The following is a 17114-nucleotide window of genomic DNA, read 5'->3' as shown; positions in this document are numbered from 1 at the left end:
TCTCTATCCTCACTGAGCCGCGACGGCGGGCGTGTTGAGCAACACGATCGCAGCGGTCACCAGCATGTTGACGAGGGTCAGCGGCAGGCAGAACTTCCAGCTGAAATCCATCACTTGGTCATACCGTGGGCGCGGGATCGAGGCGCGCAGCAGGATGAAGAACATGATGAAGAACGCGGTTTTGAGCGCGAACCAGATGAACGGGATCTGCGGCAGAATGCCAAACGGACCGTGCCAGCCACCGAAGAACAAGGTCACCAGCAGCGCCGAAATCAACACGATGCCGATGTACTCGCCGACGAAGAACATGCCCCATTTCATGCCGGCATATTCAATGTGGTAACCGTCGGCCAGTTCCTGCTCCGCTTCCGGCTGGTCGAACGGGTGACGGTGAGTTACGGCGACGCCGGCGATGAAGAAGGTCAGGAAACCGAAGATCTGCGGAATCACGAACCACAGGTTCTGCGCCTGGTATTCAACGATGTCGCGCATGTTGAACGAGCCGACCTGGATCACGATGCCCATCAGCGACAGGCCCATGAACACTTCGTACGACACGGTTTGCGCCGAGGCCCGCAAGCTGCCCAGCAGGGCGAACTTGTTGTTGCTGGACCAGCCGGCGAACAGCACCGCGTAGACCGACAGACCGGCCATGGCGAAGAAGAACAGGATGCCGATGTTGATGTCCGCCACACCCCAGGTCGGGGTGATCGGGATGATCGCGAAGGCAATCAGCAAGGCGCTCATGGCCACGACCGGTGCCAGGGTGAAGATCACCTTGTCGGCGAACGGTGGCGTCCAGTCTTCCTTGAAGAACATCTTGATCATGTCGGCTGCAATCTGGAATGCGCCGAACGGGCCGACGCGGTTCGGACCGTAACGGTCCTGCCAGAGGGCGAGCAGACGACGCTCGACCCAGCTCAGCAGCGCGCCGCACACCACCACGGCGAGCAGAATCACGATGGCCTTGAGGACCGCGATGATCACGTCAATCACTTCAGGCGTGAACCAGGTCATTGAGCTGCCTCCTGCAGACCGTCAACGGTTTTGCCAAAGATCGCTGGCGGAATGCCGGCGATACCGGCCGGCAGTGCGACCAGACCGGCACCCAGCTCTTCGTTGATGCGCAGCGGCAGACGCAAGGTCTGGCCAGCCACGTTCAAGCTGAGCAGGGCGCCGTCATTGACACCCAGGCGATCGGCTTCGGATTTGGCCAGCGACACATAAGCGGCCGGGATGCGTTCCTGAACCGGCGCGGCTTTGGAAGAGGTCTCTTCGCTGCCGAACAGGTGGAAGAACGGCACAACCTGCCAGGTGCCCGGCGCCGGGTTGAATGCACGTGGAACAGCCGCGAACCAGTTCAGCGAATCACCGGTGCTTTCGATCAGGCGGGTGCCTGGGTCGCCAGCGCGGATGTGACCACCGACTTCGTCCTGGAACTTGTTCCAGGCTTGCGGCGAGTTCCAGCCCGGAGACCAGGCGAATGGCACTTGCTGACGCGGTTCGACCGAGCCCGAGTAACCTTCCATGGAGAAGGAGAACGCGGTGTCGATGTCCTGGGAAGTACGCGGTTCGTGCACGCTGATGTCGGCGCGCATGGCGGTACGGCCGGAGTAACGCAGCGGTTCGCGAGCCAGTTTCAGGCCTTTGATACGGAACGCGGCGGACGGCGCAGCGTCGACGATGCCCGCCAGTTGCGGTGTGCTGGCGGCGACGGCGGCGGTGACATGGTCCAGTTGGGTCCAGTCGATCGGCTGGTTCAACAGGGTGGCGCGCAGGGCATGCAGCCAGCGCCAGCCTTCGTGAACCAGGATGCTCGCGTCGAGGTAAGTCGGGTCGAACACCTGGAAGAAGCGCTGAGCGCGACCTTCCTGGCTGACCAACGTACCGTCGCCTTCAGCGAAGCTGGCCGCTGGCAGAACCAGATGCGCGCGATCGCTGGTGGCGGTTTTCTGATGGTCTGCAACGATCACCACTTTCGCGGCGGTCAGGGCAGCATCAACCTTGGCTTTGTCGGTGCGGGTGTACAGATCGTTTTCCAGCACGACGAGGGCGTCGGCCTTGCCGTCGATCACGGCTTGCAGCGCTGCGTCGACCGAGTCACCACCGAGCATGGCCAGGCCGAGGCTGTTGGCCTCTGGCACGATCAGGCTGATGGAACCGTTCTTCTCGCGCAGCTTCAAGGCTTTGGCGATGTTGGCGGCGGCTTCGATCAGGGCTTTGGAGCCCAGGGAAGTGCCGGCAATGATCAGCGGGCGCTTGGCCGCGAGCAGGGCGTCGGCGATGCGCTTGGCCAGTTCGAGGGCTTCAGCATCGAGGCCTTCAACCGCCGGGGCGCTGGCGTCGAGGGCGTGAGCCACGGCGAAACCGATGCGCGCCAGGTCGTCTGGAGCGGCGTGAACGCATTCTTCAGCGATGTCGTCGAGCTTGGTTTCAGCCAGGCTGGCGATGAACAGCGGGTTCAGCGCGTGCTGACCGATGTTCTTCACTGCCGCGTCGAGCCAAGGCTGAACGCGCATGGCATCGGCCATGTCTTCGGCTTTGCCTTTGACCGATTGACGCAGGGACAGGGCCATACGTGCAGCGGTCTGGGTCAGGTCTTCGCCGAGGACGAAAATCGCATCGTGATCTTCGATGTCGCGCATGTTCGGGATCGGCAGCGGGCTGTCTTTCAACACCTGCATGACCAGGCGAATGCGTTCCAGCTCGGCGGCTTCGATACCGGAGTAGAAGTGCTCGGCGCCGACCAGTTCGCGCAACGCGTAGTTGCTTTCGAGGCTGGCACGTGGCGAACCGATACCGACAATGTTGCGACCACGCAGCAGGTCGGCGGCTTTATCCAGCGCTTCGTCCAGGCCCAGCTTGGCGCCGTTGGCCAGCAATGGCTGACGCGGGCGGTCTTCGCGGTTGACGTAGCCATAGCCGAAACGGCCACGGTCGCACAGGAAGTACTGGTTGACCGAACCGTTGAAGCGGTTTTCGATACGACGCAGTTCACCGTAGCGCTCGCCCGGGGAGATGTTGCAACCGCTGGAGCAGCCATGGCAGATGCTCGGCGAGAACTGCATGTCCCACTTGCGGTTGTAGCGCTCGGAGTGAGTCTTGTCGGTGAACACACCGGTCGGGCAGACCTCGGTGAGGTTGCCGGAGAACTCGCTTTCCAGGGTGCCGTCTTCAACGCGACCGAAGTACACGTTGTCGTGGGCGCCGAACACACCGAGGTCGGTGCCGCCGGCGTAATCCTTATAGAAGCGCACGCAGCGGTAGCAGGCGATGCAGCGGTTCATTTCGTGGGAAATGAACGGGCCCAGTTGCTGGTTCTGGTGGGTACGCTTGGTGAAGCGATAACGGCGCTCGTTGTGGCCGGTCATCACCGTCATGTCTTGCAGGTGGCAGTGACCGCCTTCTTCACAGACCGGGCAGTCGTGAGGGTGGTTGGTCATCAGCCATTCGACGACGCTGGCGCGAAACACTTTCGCTTCTTCGTCGTCGATGGAGATCCAGCTGCCGTCGGTGGCGGGGGTCATGCAGGACATGACGATCCGACCACGCTTGTCGTTCTCGTCGGTGTACTGCTTGACCGCGCACTGGCGGCAAGCGCCAACGCTGCCTAGGGCTGGGTGCCAGCAGAAATAAGGGATATCGAGGCCTAGCGACAGACATGCCTGTAACAGGTTGTCTGCCCCATCGACTTCGAGCTCTTTGCCGTCTACGTGGATAGTGGCCATGGTTCAAAGTTCTTCGTTGGCCCGGTGTCAGCGGGCGTGGCTAATGGAATCTTGTTATTCGCGTGAATCAACACAGCCGTTTACGGCGTCATCACACGACAAAGCGAAGGGCACGGACCCTTCGCTTTTTTAAGCGTTTACGCGCCGACTACGATCGGCCTTGCCAGAGGCGGGACGACAGCGCTGGTGGGCGCGATGCCGGCTTCGAACTCGTGGCGGAAGTATTTGATTGCGCTGCCCAACGGCTCCACGGCGCCCGGTGCGTGAGCACAGAAGGTCTTGCCTGGGCCGAGGAAACCGACCAGACCCAGCAGGGTCTCGATATCGCCGGCTTGCCCTTCACCGTTTTCGATGGCGCGCAGAAGCTTGACGCTCCACGGCAAACCGTCACGGCATGGGGTGCAGAAGCCGCACGACTCACGGGAGAAGAACTCTTCCATGTTGCGCAGCAGGGACACCATGTTGACGCTGTCGTCCACCGCCATGGCCAGGCCGGTACCCATACGGGTGCCCACTTTGGCGATGCCGCCGGCGTACATTTGTGCGTCCAGGTGTTCCGGCAACAGGAAACCGGTACCGGCGCCGCCTGGCTGCCAGCACTTGAGCTTGAAGCCATCGCGCATGCCGCCGGCGTAGTCTTCGAACAACTCGCGACCGGTGACGCCGAACGGCAATTCCCACAGGCCAGGGTTCTTGACCTTGCCGGAGAAGCCCATGAGCTTGGTGCCCATGTCTTCGCTGCCTTCGCGGGCCAACGATTTGTACCAGTCCACGCCGTCGGCAATGATCGCCGGCACGTTGCACAGGGTTTCAACGTTGTTCACGCAAGTTGGCTTGCCCCACACGCCAACGGCGGCAGGGAAGGGCGGCTTGGAGCGCGGGTTGGCGCGACGGCCTTCCAGGGAGTTGATCAGTGCGGTTTCTTCACCGCAGATGTAACGCCCGGCGCCGGTGTGGACGAACAGCTCGAAATCGAAGCCGCTGCCCAGGATGTTCTTGCCCAGCAGACCGGCTGCCTTGGCTTCTTCCACGGCACGGTTGAGGTGCTTGGCGGCGGTGGTGTATTCGCCACGCAGGAAGATGTAGCCACGGTAGGTTTTCAGCGCGCGAGCACTGATCAGCATGCCTTCGATCAGCAGATGGGGCAGTTGCTCCATCAGCATGCGGTCTTTCCAGGTGTTCGGTTCCATCTCGTCCGCGTTGCACAGCAGGTAGCGAATGTTGATGGATTCGTCTTTGGGCATCAGGCCCCACTTCACGCCCGTGGGGAAGCCTGCACCGCCGCGACCTTTAAGGCCGGCGTCTTTCACGGTCTGGACGATGTCGTCCTGAGCCATGTCAGCGAACGCTTTGCGCGCTGCCGCGTAACCGTTCTTGGCCTGGTACTCGTCGAGCCAGACAGCTTCGCCGTCGTCGCGCAGACGCCAGGTCAGCGGGTGAGTCTCGGCCGAACGCTTGATGCGGTTGGCTGGACCGAAGGAAGTCAGGGTCATACGTAGCCCTCGAGCAATTTGGCAACGCCGGCAGGCTGCACATCACCGAAAGTGTCGTCGTCGATCATCAACGCCGGCGCCTTGTCACAGTTGCCGAGGCAGCAGACCGGCAGCAGGGTGAAACGACCGTCGGCGGTGGTCTGACCCAGGCCGATACCCAGATTGCTCTGGATTTCGCTGACCACCGATTCATGGCCGCCGATGTAGCAGACCATGCTGTCGCAGACGCGAATGATGTGACGGCCGACCGGCTGACGGAAGATCTGGCTATAGAACGTCGCCACGCCTTCAACGTCGCTCGCCGGGATGCCGAGGATCTCGCCGATGGCGTAGAGCGCGCCGTCAGGCACCCAGCCACGTTCCTTCTGGACGATCTTCAGGGCTTCGATCGACGCCGCGCGCGGGTCTTCGTAGTGATGCAGCTCGTGCTCGATGGCCGAGCGCTCGGTTTCACTCAAGGTGAAACGGTCTGTCTGGATAAGCGTGCTGTTCATGCTTAGCGGTCCACGTCGGCCATAACGAAATCGATACTACCCAGGTACGCGATCAAGTCCGCGACCATGCTGCCTTTGATCACCGAAGGGATCTGCTGCAGGTGCGGGAAGCTTGGGGTGCGAATCCGGGTGCGGTAGCTCATGGTGCCGCCATCGCTCGTCAGGTAATAACTGTTGATGCCCTTGGTCGCTTCGATCATCTGGAAGGATTCGTTGGCCGGCATGACCGGGCCCCACGAAACTTGCAGGAAGTGCGTGATCAGGGTCTCGATGTGCTGCAGCGTGCGTTCTTTCGGTGGCGGCGTGGTCAGCGGGTGATCCGCCTTGTACGGGCCTTCCGGCATGTTGCGCATGCACTGCTCGATGATCTTGATGCTCTGGCGCATTTCTTCGACGCGCACGATGCAACGATCGTAGGCATCGCCATTGACGGCCAGCGGCACTTCGAATTCGAAGTTCTCGTAACCGGAGTACGGGCGCGCTTTGCGCAGGTCGAAGTCGCAACCGGTCGAACGCAAGCCTGCACCAGTGACGCCCCATTCGAAGGCTTCTTTGGTGTTGTAGGCGGCGACACCGATGGTCCGGCCTTTGAGGATGCTGTTGTCCAGCGCGGCTTTCTGGTATTCGTCCAGGCGCTTTGGCATCCACTCGACGAAGTCTTTCACCAGTTTTTCCCAGCCGCGCGGCAGGTCGTGAGCGACGCCGCCGATGCGGTACCAGGCCGGGTGCAGACGGAAACCGGTAATGGCTTCGATCACCGTGTACGCCTTCTGACGGTCGGTGAACGTGAAGAACACCGGGGTCATGGCGCCGACGTCCTGGATGTAAGTCCCCAGGAACAGCAGGTGGCTGGTGATCCGGAAGAACTCGGCCATCATGATGCGGATGACGTCGACCTTCTCGGGCACCTTGATGCCGGCCAGCTTCTCGACCGAGAGCACGTACGGCAGGTTGTTCATCACGCCGCCGAGGTAGTCGATACGGTCGGTGTACGGAATGAAACTGTGCCAGGACTGACGCTCGGCCATCTTCTCGGCACCACGGTGGTGGTAACCGACGTCCGGCACGCAGTCGACGATCTCTTCACCGTCCAGCTGCAAGATGATGCGGAACGCACCGTGCGCAGAAGGGTGGTTAGGACCGAGGTTGAGGAACATGTAGTCCTCGTTCGCCCCGGAACGCTTCATGCCCCAGTCTTCAGGCTTGAAGCGCGCGGCTTCTTCCTCAAGCTGTTGCTTGGCCAGGGTCAGACTGAACGGATCGAACTCGGTGGCACGGGCCGGGAAGTCCTTGCGCAGCGGGTGACCTTCCCAGGTCGGCGGCATCATGATGCGGGTCAGGTGCGGGTGACCGGCAAAGTTGATGCCGTACATGTCCCACACTTCACGCTCGTACCAGTTGGCGTTCGGCCAGATACCGGTCACGGTCGGCACGCTAAGGTCGCTCTCGGACAAGGCGACCTTGATCATGACGTCACTATTACGTTCGATCGACATCAAGTGATAGAACACAGTGAAGTCGGCGCCGCTTGGCAGCCCTTGACGCTTGGTGCGCAGACGCTCGTCCACGCCGTGCAGGTCATAGAGCATGACGTACGGCTTGGGCAGGTTGCGCAGGAAGGTCAGGACTTCGACGAGTTTGGCACGGGCAACCCAAAGCACCGGCATGCCGGTGCGGGTAGGCTGGGCGGTGAACGCCTCGGGGCCAAAACGGTTGTTCAGTTCGACGACCACATCCTGGTCGTCTGCCTTATAAGGCGGGATGTACAGAGCACTGCCTGTAGTCATGGTTATTTATCGCTTTCGGTCAACGTAAAGAATGAAGCCAGGTTCTCGTTCTATTAAAGAAGCAGAGCTGGATCAGACTTCGTCGGGGCTGCGCAGGTTGGTGACTGCGATTCGCTGTTCGCGGCGCTGTTCCTTTTGCGAAGGCATCTCGGCGCGGTAAACGCCTTGATCACCGACGACCCAGGAAAGCGGACGACGCTCCTGTCCAATCGACTCTTGCAAGAGCATCAAGCCTTGCAAAAAAGCTTCAGGGCGGGGCGGGCAGCCAGGCACGTAGACGTCCACGGGCAGGAACTTGTCCACCCCTTGAACGACGGAGTAGATGTCGTACATGCCACCGGAGTTGGCGCACGAACCCATGGAGATAACCCATTTAGGTTCGAGCATTTGCTCGTAGAGACGCTGAATGATCGGCGCCATCTTGATGAAGCAGGTACCAGCGATAACCATGAAATCCGCCTGGCGCGGCGATGCCCGGATAACCTCGGCGCCAAAGCGCGCGATGTCGTGGGGCGCCGTGAAGGCGGTGGTCATTTCCACGTAGCAGCACGAAAGACCGAAGTTATACGGCCACAGGGAGTTCTTGCGCCCCCAGTTGACTGTGCCGTTAAGCACGTCTTCGAGCTTGCCCATGAAGATGTTTTTGTGGACTTGATCTTCTAACGGATCGGAAACGGTTTCCCGTTCGCCAATCGGATACTGCTCGTTAGGAGCATCGGGGTCGATCCTGGTGAGATTGTATTGCATTGCCAAAGCCTCATTGTTTCAGCTTCGCCTGCCGCTTGCGACGAGCTTCCGGAGCCCAGTCAAGGGCGCCCACTCGGAACAGGTAGACAAGACCTGCCAACAGAATTGCTATGAAAACGAGAGCTTCGACGAATCCGGTCCAGCCGCTTTCGCGGACGGACACAGACCAGGCAAAGAGAAAGAGGGCTTCGATATCGAAGATCACGAAGAGCATCGCGACCAGATAGAATTTGGCTGAGAGCCGCAAGCGGGCGCCACCTGTAGGTAGCATGCCTGACTCGAACGGTTCGTTTTTGCTGCGGCCCCAGGCTTTTGACCCGAGGAGGCTGGAGACGCCGAGCATGAAGGCGCAGAGGCCGACAACGCCCAGAAGGAAAATGGCAAAGCCCCAGTTGTGGGCCATGAGTCCTGTCGCTTCGGGCATGCTGGAAATCCTTAACAGAGAGCAAAGGTCTCTGAGCTTGAAAAAGAAACAACGCAGTGACGATATGTCGCAGCAATCAATCCCGCTGATTTTATGGCACAACACCGTGCAAGTAAAATTCCTATAGCGAAATTATTTACAGGAATAAGGACATAGCGCACCTCCAAAGCCACGCAGCCCATGCGTTGCGGGCATTAGCCGGGTTTTCATCAATATTGTTTTGTAGGGAATGTAACGAACATAGTTGCCGCCAAATGACAATCATTATTGTTTGCGATGGTTTTTAAACTGGTTATCCAGGTTGGGGCGGGGAAGTTGTCTTATATGCGCGTTACTACAAGTAGCGGGCGGGGTTGTTTTACCCTGCTTTCCTGATCTTGAAACTGCTCTGAATCAAGGTTTTTGGCTGCACGCGTTCCCCCGTAGGAGCGAGGCTTGCCCGCGAAGAATACGCCGCGGTGCTTCAGACTTACCGCGTCATCGTTCTTCGCGGGCAAGCCTCGCTCCTACGGGGGGGGGGCGGTGGTGTTTCAAAAAATGCAGGCAAAAAAACGCCCCGAACCAGTCGGGGCGTCAGATGTGCGACGTTGCGGTTAGCTTTCTATTCGGTCCGCAACGGCCGTTTGCTCAGGCGAATCGGATCAGTGGAACTGTTCTTCTTCGGTCGAACCGGTCAGGGCGGTTACCGAAGACGTGCCACCTTGAATCACAGTGGTCATGTCGTCGAAGTAGCCGGTGCCCACTTCCTGCTGGTGAGCCACGAAGGTGTAGCCCTTCGAAGCGTCAGCGAACTCTTGCTCTTGCAGTTTCACGTAGGCAGTCATGTCGTTGCGGGCGTAGTCGTGCGCCAGGTTGAACATGCTGTGCCACATGTTGTGAATGCCGGCCAGGGTGATGAACTGGTGCTTGTAACCCATGGCGGACAGTTCGCGCTGGAACTTGGCGATGGTCGCGTCGTCCAGGTTTTTCTTCCAGTTGAAGGAAGGCGAGCAGTTGTACGACAGCAGTTGGTCCGGGTATTCCTTTTTGATCGCTTCAGCGAAACGACGAGCTTCGTCCAGGTCCGGCTTGGCGGTTTCGCACCAGATCAGGTCAGCATACGGAGCGTAAGCCAGGCCGCGAGCGATTGCCTGGTCCAGGCCGGCGCGTACTTTGTAGAAGCCTTCCTGAGTACGTTCGCCAGTCACGAACGGCTGGTCGTATGGGTCGCAATCGGAAGTCAGCAGGTCAGCCGCGTTAGCGTCGGTACGAGCCAAAATGATGGTCGGTGTGCCAGCAACGTCAGCTGCCAGACGAGCAGCGGTCAGCTTCTGTACAGCTTCCTGGGTAGGAACCAGTACCTTGCCGCCCATGTGGCCGCATTTTTTCACGGAAGCCAGTTGGTCTTCGAAGTGAACGCCGGCGGCGCCTGCTTCGATCATGCTCTTCATCAGCTCGTAAGCGTTCAGAACGCCGCCGAAACCGGCTTCAGCGTCAGCCACGATCGGTGCGAAGTAGTCGATGTAACCTTCGTCGCCCGGGCCTTTGCCGGCTTTCCACTGGATCTGGTCGGCACGACGGAACGAGTTGTTGATGCGCTTGACCACGGTTGGAACCGAGTCCACCGGGTACAGCGACTGGTCCGGGTACATCGATTCGGCGGAGTTGTTGTCCGCAGCAACCTGCCAGCCCGACAGGTAGATCGCCTGGATACCGGCTTTGACTTGTTGTACAGCCTGGCCGCCGGTCAGGGCGCCCATGCAGTTGACGAAATCTTTATCAGGACGGAAGGATGGCTTGGCGCCCTGGGTGACCAGGTTCCACAGCTTCTCGGCGCCCAGTTTTGCAAAGGTGTGCTCAGGTTGAACCGAGCCACGCAGGCGGACGACGTCAGCAGCGGAGTAAGCGCGTGTCACGCCTTTCCAGCGTGGGTTTTCAGCCCAATCTTTTTCGAGGGCTGCAATTTGCTGTTCGCGTGTCAGTGCCATGGAGATAAACCTCGTCGCATAGGTCTGTGTGGAAAATTCCTGCTCCTGCCAAGTACGCGATTCAATTGGGGCGTAAGAGGCTGCTCGCTGACCAGAAGCTTAGGTGGTCAAGTCGGATTCGGCGGGATTGGCGACGGGATGAACGATGGGCTCGAGGGGAAGTGAGCAGGTAAGGGCGAACTGGCGAGCGCATTCGGGCGTCGTGGGCCTTGGTACGAACTTCAGTGTGGAGCCGGGTTACCTAATTACGCTTCCGTCCCTCGGGACAACTTCGTTCCAGTCGGCAACCTCGTCAAACACACCTTGTGGGCGGTACAGACACGAAGCGGCTCGCGGGGTAGATGCGAGCAGCGCCTCGAAGGCCCTTGCCAGGGCCCCTGATTAGCGGGAGCGAGGCCATCATGCCTTTGCTTTTTTGTATCGTCAAACGTTTTGTAGTGCTTTTTTTCGGGCACTACATCTTTGGTCTAATACGACTAATCAGTCAGTTTTCGGTGGTTTAGTCCAAAGTATCGACTTTCACCCGCAACGTCATGTCATCCCGGCCCTGAGTCGAGTAGCTGCGGGTCTGGCCCTGTTTATCGGCCTGGGTCTGACGGTTCACACCGGCCAGGGTGATCCACTCGCCCAAGCGTCCCGTGACAGTTGTGTCGGTACTTTGCACATTCACTACATCTGGACGTTCCTGGCTCATGCGGTCACGGTTGGTACTGATCGCCAGGTGAACGATGTCGCCGGTAACGCTGGCGGTGACGTAGAAGCCCTGAGTGACGTTGCGGTACTCGGTCTGGCTGCGAAGATCACCATAGGAATCGGTCTGAGTGCTGGTGAGCGGGACGCTTTGGCCGACCTGAATCAGCGCCGGTGTGCCTTCACTGGCCTGAATCTGCTGGATGCCGCCATCACGGCTGTCGGTGCTGCGATTGATGATGCGCGTCTGGCTCGGTTTTGCGCCGTTGACCGAGTAGCCCTCGTCGCCCTGGAAGTTGTTTTCGTTGGTGTCGACCGTGATCAGCAGGCGCTTTGCAGCAACGTCGAGTTGTGCGACAAGGGCCTTAAGTTCGTCGATCTTGCGCTGTTCTGCGTTGACAATCAGTTGGTTGCCGTAAGCGCTGACCTGGCCGTCCTTGCCGATGAAATCCTGTGCCATGGGTAGCATATCGGCGCTGGTGTGGTAATTCAGGGGCACGATCTCGGTGGCTGCCATGACTGAAAAACTGCACGTCAGCAGCAGCGTGGTGAGCAGGGTGCGTAGGGACATATCCGTTATCTCCGACATCTTGAAGTGTTGATATTGCCAGTTTGTCGGCCCGGCGTGGGGCAAGTTGAATCGTAGACAGCAAAACGCCCCGGCATCGGTCGATGGCGAGGCGTTTTGTGGTGTTCTGGTGGGCTTTTGTGGCGAGGGAGCTTGCTCCCGCTGGGCTGCACGGCAGCCCTAAAAATCTTGGGAACGCTTCGCGCCCCAGCGGGAGCAAGCTCCCTCGCCACAGTAATCTCCCATCACAGGGAATTAAGCGGAGTGCCGCACCATGTCCACATGCGGAATCCCGGCTTCCAGGAACTCCTCACTGACCAGGCTGAAGCCCAGGCGCTCATAGAACGCCGTGGCCTGGACCTGTGCGCTCAGCATCTGCTGCTTCAGATCGCGCTTCTCGGCTTCACCGATCACCGCTTGCATCAGCGCATCGCCGACTTTCAAACCGCGCCAGTCTTTCAGCACCGAGACCCGGCCAATGTGCCCGTCGGGCAGCAGGCGGGCGGTGCCAATCGGAAAGTCGCCTTCGAAGGCCAGGAAATGCACCGCCGTTGCGTCATCCGCATCCCATTCTAATTCTGGCGGAACGGATTGCTCGGCAATGAACACCGTCTCACGAATGCGCCGGATCTCGGCGTTGTCCTTTTGCCAGTCTGCGACACGAACGTGAATTTTATTCATCGGCAAACCCCAGGCTTCCTTGCTTGATCAGTTCGCACAGCAAGCCGCGGCTGTCTTCGTCGGTCAGCCACTCGCCCAGATTGTCGGCGTGCAGGGAGTCGGCAGCGCAGATCATTTTCAGCAGCTCACGCAGCTTGCCTGGCAGATAACGGCTCTGGCCGCTGGCGAACAGCAACAGGTCGTCATCGACTTCGGACCAGGCCAGGCGTGCGCTCGGGTTGCGGATCAGTATTGCGCCTTGCTCCAGGCTGGCAAGCAGGTCGTCTTCTTCGATCTCTTCCGGGCCTGCCACGAGTTCCGGGTAGCGCGGCTCGGTCATGTACTGGCCAAACCAGGTCAGCAGCAGGCGCTCGTCGCTCATGTGCTCGGCCAGCAAGGCTTTCAGGCGATCAAGGGCGTCGTGCTGAATCTGGTGCGGATCGACCGCCGGCAGGGCGTCGGCATCGGTGTAGCGCTCTTCATCGGTCAGGAACTGGCTGAGGAAGTCAGTGAAGTGAGTCAGCACTTCAGAAGCGCTCGGGGCGCGGAAGCCGACCGAGTAGGTCATGCAGTCATCAATCGCAACACCGCAGTGGGCCAGGCGCGGCGGCAGGTAGAGCATGTCGCCAGGCTCCAGGACCCACTCATCGGTGGCTTCGAAATCAGCGAGGATGCGCAGGTCCGCGTGTTGCAGCAGCTTGCTCTCGGAATCGCACATCTGGCCGATTTTCCAGTTGCGCTTGCCGTGACCCTGCAGCAGGAACACATCGTAGTTATCGAAGTGCGGACCGACGCTGCCACCCGGGGCGGCGAAGCTGATCATCACGTCGTCGACGCGCCAGCTCGGCAGGAAGCGGAAGTTTTCCAGCAGCTCAGAAACTTCCGGGACGAACTGGTCAACCGCTTGAACCAGCAGGGTCCAGTCACGTTCCGGCAGTTTGCTGAATTCGTCTTCGGCGAACGGACCGCGACGCAATTCCCAAGGGCGCTCGCCGTTTTCGATTACCAGGCGCGATTCAACTTCTTCTTCCAGCGCCAGGCCAGCTAGTTCGTCGGCGTCAATCGGGCTTTCGAATTCAGGAATCGCCTGACGGATCAGCAGGGGTTTTTTCTGCCAGTAGTCGCGCAGGAATTCGCGCGCCGTGATGCCGCCCAGAAGTTGAAGAGGAATGTCAGGATTCATGTGTAACCTATTGAAAAAATGCACTTTTCAGACGGGAATAAAAACGCCCGGCGCTGCCGGGCGTCTCAAACGGGTAAAACGGTCGATCAGATGCGTTTGGCTTGTGCCACGGCGTTACCGATGTAGTTCGCCGGGGTGAGCAATTTCAGCTCGGCCTTGGCAGCGGCTGGCATGTCCAGGCCGTCGATGAAAGTTTGCAGTGCTTCAGGGCTGATGCCCTTGCCACGCGTCAACTCTTTCAGCTTTTCATACGGGTTTTCGATGTTGTAGCGACGCATCACGGTCTGGATCGGCTCGGCCAGCACTTCCCAGCACGCGTCCAGGTCAGCTGCGATCTTCTGAGCGTTGAGCTCCAGTTTGCTGATGCCCTTGAGGCTGGCTTCGTACGCGATCACGCTGTGGGCGAAGCCGACACCGAGGTTGCGCAGCACGGTGGAGTCGGTCAGGTCACGCTGCCAGCGGGAGATCGGCAGCTTGCTCGCCAAATGCTGGAACAGCGCGTTGGCGATACCCAGGTTGCCTTCGGAGTTTTCGAAGTCGATCGGGTTGACCTTGTGCGGCATGGTCGACGAACCGATTTCGCCAGCGATGGTGCGCTGCTTGAAATAGCCCAGGGAAATGTAGCCCCAGATGTCGCGGTCGAAGTCGATCAGGATGGTGTTGAAGCGGGCGATCGCGTCGAACAGCTCGGCGATGTAGTCGTGCGGTTCGATCTGCGTGGTGTACGGGTTGAAGCCCAGGCCCAGCTCGTCTTCGATGAAGGCGCGGGCGTTCTCTTCCCAGTCGATCTCAGGGTAGGCCGACAGGTGAGCGTTGTAGTTGCCGACAGCGCCGTTGATCTTGCCCAGCAGCGGAACGGCAGCGACTTGAGCGATCTGACGCTCCAGACGGTAAACCACGTTCGCCAGCTCTTTGCCCAGGGTGGTCGGCGAGGCCGGTTGACCGTGGGTGCGCGACAGCATTGGCACGTCAGCGAAACGGATGGCCAGTTCGCGGATGGCTTGAGCGGTCTGGCGCATCAGCGGCAGCATCACGTCATCACGACCTTCGCGCAGCATCAGGGCGTGGGACAGGTTGTTGATGTCCTCGCTGGTGCAGGCAAAGTGGATGAACTCGCTGACCTTGGCCAGTTCCGGCAGCTTGGCCGCCTGCTCCTTGAGCAGGTATTCGATGGCTTTGACGTCGTGGTTGGTGGTGCGCTCGATCTCTTTGACACGCTCGGCGTGCTCCAGCGCGAAGTTCTCCGCCAGGGTGTTCAGCACCGCGTTGGCTTCGGCGGAAAACGCCGGCACTTCGCTGATGCCTGGGTGAGCGGCCAGGCGCTGGAGCCAGCGCACTTCAACCAGAACGCGAGCACGGATCAGGCCGTACTCGCTGAAAATTGGGCGCAGGGCCTGGGTTTTGCCGGCGTAGCGGCCGTCAACAGGGGAAACCGCAGTGAGCGAAGAAAGCTGCATGGGGTGTTCTCGGACAGTCGGGCAACGAAATGGGGCGCGTATCATACATGAAAAAATCCGCCGGTCCGTTGCCAACTGACCGGCGTATTACGCGTTACAGATCTAAAGCGGTGTTGCGGGCGCGGTTCAGCTGCTGCGCATCAGCGGGTAAAGCTCTTTGAGCAACTTGCGACGGCTGATCACCAGCTGCCAGCGATGGCCGCCCAACTGCCGCCACAGGCGCGCCGAACGAATCCCGGCCAGCAACAGGGCGCGGATTTTCGAGGCGTTGCTCGGTTGCTGCAGGTTGCGCATGTCGCCGTGGACCTGAATCCGTTGGCGCAAGGTGCTCAGGGTGTCCTGGTACAGCGCACCGCAGGCCGCAATCACGTTTTCGTGGGCCGGGCCGAAGTGCTCGACCTGGGATTGAATCTGCGGCAAACGCCTGCCGATCACATCGAGCAAGTCGTCGCGCTTGGCCAGCTGACGTTCCAGGCCCAGCATGGCCAGGGCGTAACGCAGCGGTTCGCGCTGCAGGGTGCTCGGGTCGCGTTCCAGGGCGCCGATCAATGCGCGATAGCCTTCGCGCAGATTGAGGTCGTCGCCGCCGTACACTTCCAGGGTGTCCTTGGGGTCGCGGATCAGCAGGCTGCCGAGCATGCAGGTCAGGCCGGCTTCGGTGGTCTGGCCGGTCTTGGCAATCTTGTCGACGAGGACGGCGGCGAGAAACACGCCGCCCAGCGCCGTCAGTTGCTCCTGAGTGGGGTTCATGCCTTGCTGCTCCATGGCTCTGCGACTTCAATCACGCCGCCGCCGAGGCAGATTTCACCGTCGTAGAACACCACGGACTGGCCCGGGGTGACCGCGCGCTGTGGGTCATCGAAGGTGGCGCGATAGCCGGCGGCGGTTTTTTCCAGCGTGCAGGGCTGATCGCTTTGGCGATAACGAACCTTGGCAGTCAACTTGCGCGGCTCGGTCAGATCGATCGGGTTGACCCAATAGATGTCCGAGGCGAGCAGGGCGCGGGAGAACAGGTAAGGATGGTCATTGCCCTGGCCGACGATCAGCTCGTTGTGTTCCAGGTCCTTGATCAGCACGTACCATGGCTCGTCACCGGCGTCTTTCAAGCCGCCGATGCCCAGGCCCTGACGCTGGCCGATGGTGTGATACATCAAGCCGTGGTGACGGCCGATGACTTCACCTTCGGTGGTCTTGATCTCGCCCGGTTGGGCCGGCAGGTATTGCTTGAGGAAGTCACTGAAGCGGCGTTCGCCGATAAAGCAGATCCCTGTGGAATCCTTTTTCTTCGCGGTGGCGAGTTCGTGTTTCTCGGCAATCGCGCGCACTTCGGGCTTTTCCAGTTCACCGACCGGGAACAGCGTCTTGGCGATCTGTTCGCCGCCGACGGCGTGCAGGAAATAGCTCTGGTCCTTGTTCGGGTCCAGGCCCTTGAGCAGTTCAGTGCGGCCATCGATGTCGCGGCGGCGCACGTAGTGGCCGGTAGCGATCAGGTCGGCGCCGAGCACCATGGCGTAGTCGAGGAACGCCTTGAACTTGATCTCGCGGTTGCACAGGATGTCCGGGTTCGGCGTGCGACCGGCCTTGTACTCGGCCAGGAAGTGCTCGAACACGTTGTCCCAGTACTCGGCGGCGAAATTGGCGGTGTGCAGCTTGATGCCAATCTTGTCGCATACGGCCTGGGCATCCGCCAGGTCGTCCATGGCGGTGCAGTATTCCGTTCCATCGTCTTCTTCCCAGTTCTTCATGAACAGGCCTTCCACCTCATAACCCTGCTCGATCAGCAGGAGAGCGGAAACGGAAGAGTCCACGCCGCCGGACATGCCGACAATGACGCGCTTCTTTTGTGTGTCAGAAGGGGCTGGATCACGCATAGGGATTCAATGAGTGTCTTGAAAAAGGACGCGATTCTAACAGGC

General features: G+C 60.0%; 14 protein-coding genes. All 14 read right to left on the bottom strand.

The window, feature by feature from the left end:
* Nucleotides 1–9: 9 nt before the first annotated feature.
* Nucleotides 10–1017, bottom strand: a complete 1008-nt coding sequence (gene nuoH / locus AB4N91_RS15875) for an NADH-quinone oxidoreductase subunit NuoH (protein ID WP_008146046.1) — start codon at nt 1015–1017, stop codon at nt 10–12.
* Entirely contained in the window at nt 1014–3728 is a 2715-nt protein-coding gene (gene nuoG / locus AB4N91_RS15870; RefSeq protein WP_083377169.1) for an NADH-quinone oxidoreductase subunit NuoG, read from the bottom strand. The genes nuoH and nuoG overlap by 4 nt, the downstream gene beginning before the upstream one ends.
* A 137-nt stretch (nt 3729–3865) precedes the next feature.
* On the bottom strand, nt 3866–5221 hold the full coding sequence (nuoF, locus tag AB4N91_RS15865) for an NADH-quinone oxidoreductase subunit NuoF (RefSeq protein ID WP_010458862.1): 1356 nt from the start codon (nt 5219–5221) through the stop codon (nt 3866–3868).
* Entirely contained in the window at nt 5218–5715 is a 498-nt protein-coding gene (gene nuoE, locus AB4N91_RS15860) for an NADH-quinone oxidoreductase subunit NuoE (protein ID WP_007946422.1), read from the bottom strand. Before nuoE ends, nuoF begins: the two co-directional genes overlap by 4 nt.
* A 2-nt stretch (nt 5716–5717) precedes the next feature.
* The gene (gene nuoC / locus AB4N91_RS15855) at nt 5718–7502 is read right to left on the bottom strand and encodes an NADH-quinone oxidoreductase subunit C/D (RefSeq protein ID WP_010458865.1); all 1785 of its coding nucleotides are present in this window, start codon (nt 7500–7502) and stop codon (nt 5718–5720) included.
* 72 nt (nt 7503–7574) lie between these two features.
* The gene (locus tag AB4N91_RS15850) at nt 7575–8249 is read right to left on the bottom strand and encodes a NuoB/complex I 20 kDa subunit family protein (protein ID WP_010458867.1); all 675 of its coding nucleotides are present in this window, start codon (nt 8247–8249) and stop codon (nt 7575–7577) included.
* A 10-nt stretch (nt 8250–8259) separates the two neighbouring features.
* On the bottom strand, nt 8260–8673 hold the full coding sequence (locus AB4N91_RS15845; protein ID WP_003223812.1) for an NADH-quinone oxidoreductase subunit A: 414 nt from the start codon (nt 8671–8673) through the stop codon (nt 8260–8262).
* 641 nt (nt 8674–9314) lie between these two features.
* Nucleotides 9315–10640, bottom strand: a complete 1326-nt coding sequence (gene aceA, locus AB4N91_RS15840; protein ID WP_010458877.1) for an isocitrate lyase — start codon at nt 10638–10640, stop codon at nt 9315–9317.
* 499 nt (nt 10641–11139) lie between these two features.
* The gene (locus tag AB4N91_RS15835; protein WP_102595125.1) at nt 11140–11901 is read right to left on the bottom strand and encodes a secretin N-terminal domain-containing protein; all 762 of its coding nucleotides are present in this window, start codon (nt 11899–11901) and stop codon (nt 11140–11142) included.
* Between the two features lie 252 nt (nt 11902–12153).
* Nucleotides 12154–12579 (bottom strand): GNAT family N-acetyltransferase, encoded by a 426-nt coding sequence (locus AB4N91_RS15830; RefSeq protein WP_083377166.1) that lies wholly within the window; start codon nt 12577–12579, stop codon nt 12154–12156.
* Nucleotides 12572–13741, bottom strand: a complete 1170-nt coding sequence (locus AB4N91_RS15825) for a ribosomal protein uL16 3-hydroxylase (protein WP_083377165.1) — start codon at nt 13739–13741, stop codon at nt 12572–12574. The genes AB4N91_RS15830 and AB4N91_RS15825 overlap by 8 nt, the downstream gene beginning before the upstream one ends.
* 86 nt (nt 13742–13827) lie before the next feature.
* Nucleotides 13828–15198: an adenylosuccinate lyase gene (gene purB / locus AB4N91_RS15820; RefSeq protein ID WP_010458886.1), complete on the bottom strand. Its 1371-nt coding sequence runs from the start codon at nt 15196–15198 to the stop codon at nt 13828–13830.
* A 126-nt stretch (nt 15199–15324) separates the two neighbouring features.
* Nucleotides 15325–15948 (bottom strand): high frequency lysogenization protein HflD, encoded by a 624-nt coding sequence (gene hflD / locus AB4N91_RS15815; protein ID WP_460110993.1) that lies wholly within the window; start codon nt 15946–15948, stop codon nt 15325–15327.
* On the bottom strand, nt 15945–17069 hold the full coding sequence (gene mnmA / locus AB4N91_RS15810; protein WP_460110990.1) for a tRNA 2-thiouridine(34) synthase MnmA: 1125 nt from the start codon (nt 17067–17069) through the stop codon (nt 15945–15947). Before mnmA ends, hflD begins: the two co-directional genes overlap by 4 nt.
* Between the last annotated feature and the right edge of the window lie 45 nt (nt 17070–17114).

It is taken from the genome of Pseudomonas sp. H3_D04, from assembly GCF_054669175.1.
The sequence above is the reverse complement of the archived record's forward strand: the minus strand, read 5'-3'. Positions and strand labels throughout refer to the sequence as shown.

Bases quoted from the DNA above. Each gene is read 5' to 3' on its own strand.
- aceA (WP_010458877.1), bottom strand. From the start codon at position 10,640: ATGGCACTGACACGCGAACAGCAAATTGCAGCCCTCGAAAAAGATTGG.
- nuoE (WP_007946422.1), bottom strand. From the start codon at position 5,715: ATGAACAGCACGCTTATCCAGACAGACCGTTTCACCTTGAGTGAAACC.
- mnmA (WP_460110990.1), bottom strand. From the start codon at position 17,069: ATGCGTGATCCAGCCCCTTCTGACACACAAAAGAAGCGCGTCATTGTC.
- nuoC (WP_010458865.1), bottom strand. From the start codon at position 7,502: ATGACTACAGGCAGTGCTCTGTACATCCCGCCTTATAAGGCAGACGAC.
- AB4N91_RS15845 (WP_003223812.1), bottom strand. From the start codon at position 8,673: ATGCCCGAAGCGACAGGACTCATGGCCCACAACTGGGGCTTTGCCATT.
- nuoG (WP_083377169.1), bottom strand. From the start codon at position 3,728: ATGGCCACTATCCACGTAGACGGCAAAGAGCTCGAAGTCGATGGGGCA.
- AB4N91_RS15825 (WP_083377165.1), bottom strand. From the start codon at position 13,741: ATGAATCCTGACATTCCTCTTCAACTTCTGGGCGGCATCACGGCGCGC.
- nuoF (WP_010458862.1), bottom strand. From the start codon at position 5,221: ATGACCCTGACTTCCTTCGGTCCAGCCAACCGCATCAAGCGTTCGGCC.
- hflD (WP_460110993.1), bottom strand. From the start codon at position 15,948: ATGAACCCCACTCAGGAGCAACTGACGGCGCTGGGCGGCGTGTTTCTC.
- AB4N91_RS15850 (WP_010458867.1), bottom strand. From the start codon at position 8,249: ATGCAATACAATCTCACCAGGATCGACCCCGATGCTCCTAACGAGCAG.
- AB4N91_RS15835 (WP_102595125.1), bottom strand. From the start codon at position 11,901: ATGTCCCTACGCACCCTGCTCACCACGCTGCTGCTGACGTGCAGTTTT.
- AB4N91_RS15830 (WP_083377166.1), bottom strand. From the start codon at position 12,579: ATGAATAAAATTCACGTTCGTGTCGCAGACTGGCAAAAGGACAACGCC.
- nuoH (WP_008146046.1), bottom strand. From the start codon at position 1,017: ATGACCTGGTTCACGCCTGAAGTGATTGACGTGATCATCGCGGTCCTC.
- purB (WP_010458886.1), bottom strand. From the start codon at position 15,198: ATGCAGCTTTCTTCGCTCACTGCGGTTTCCCCTGTTGACGGCCGCTAC.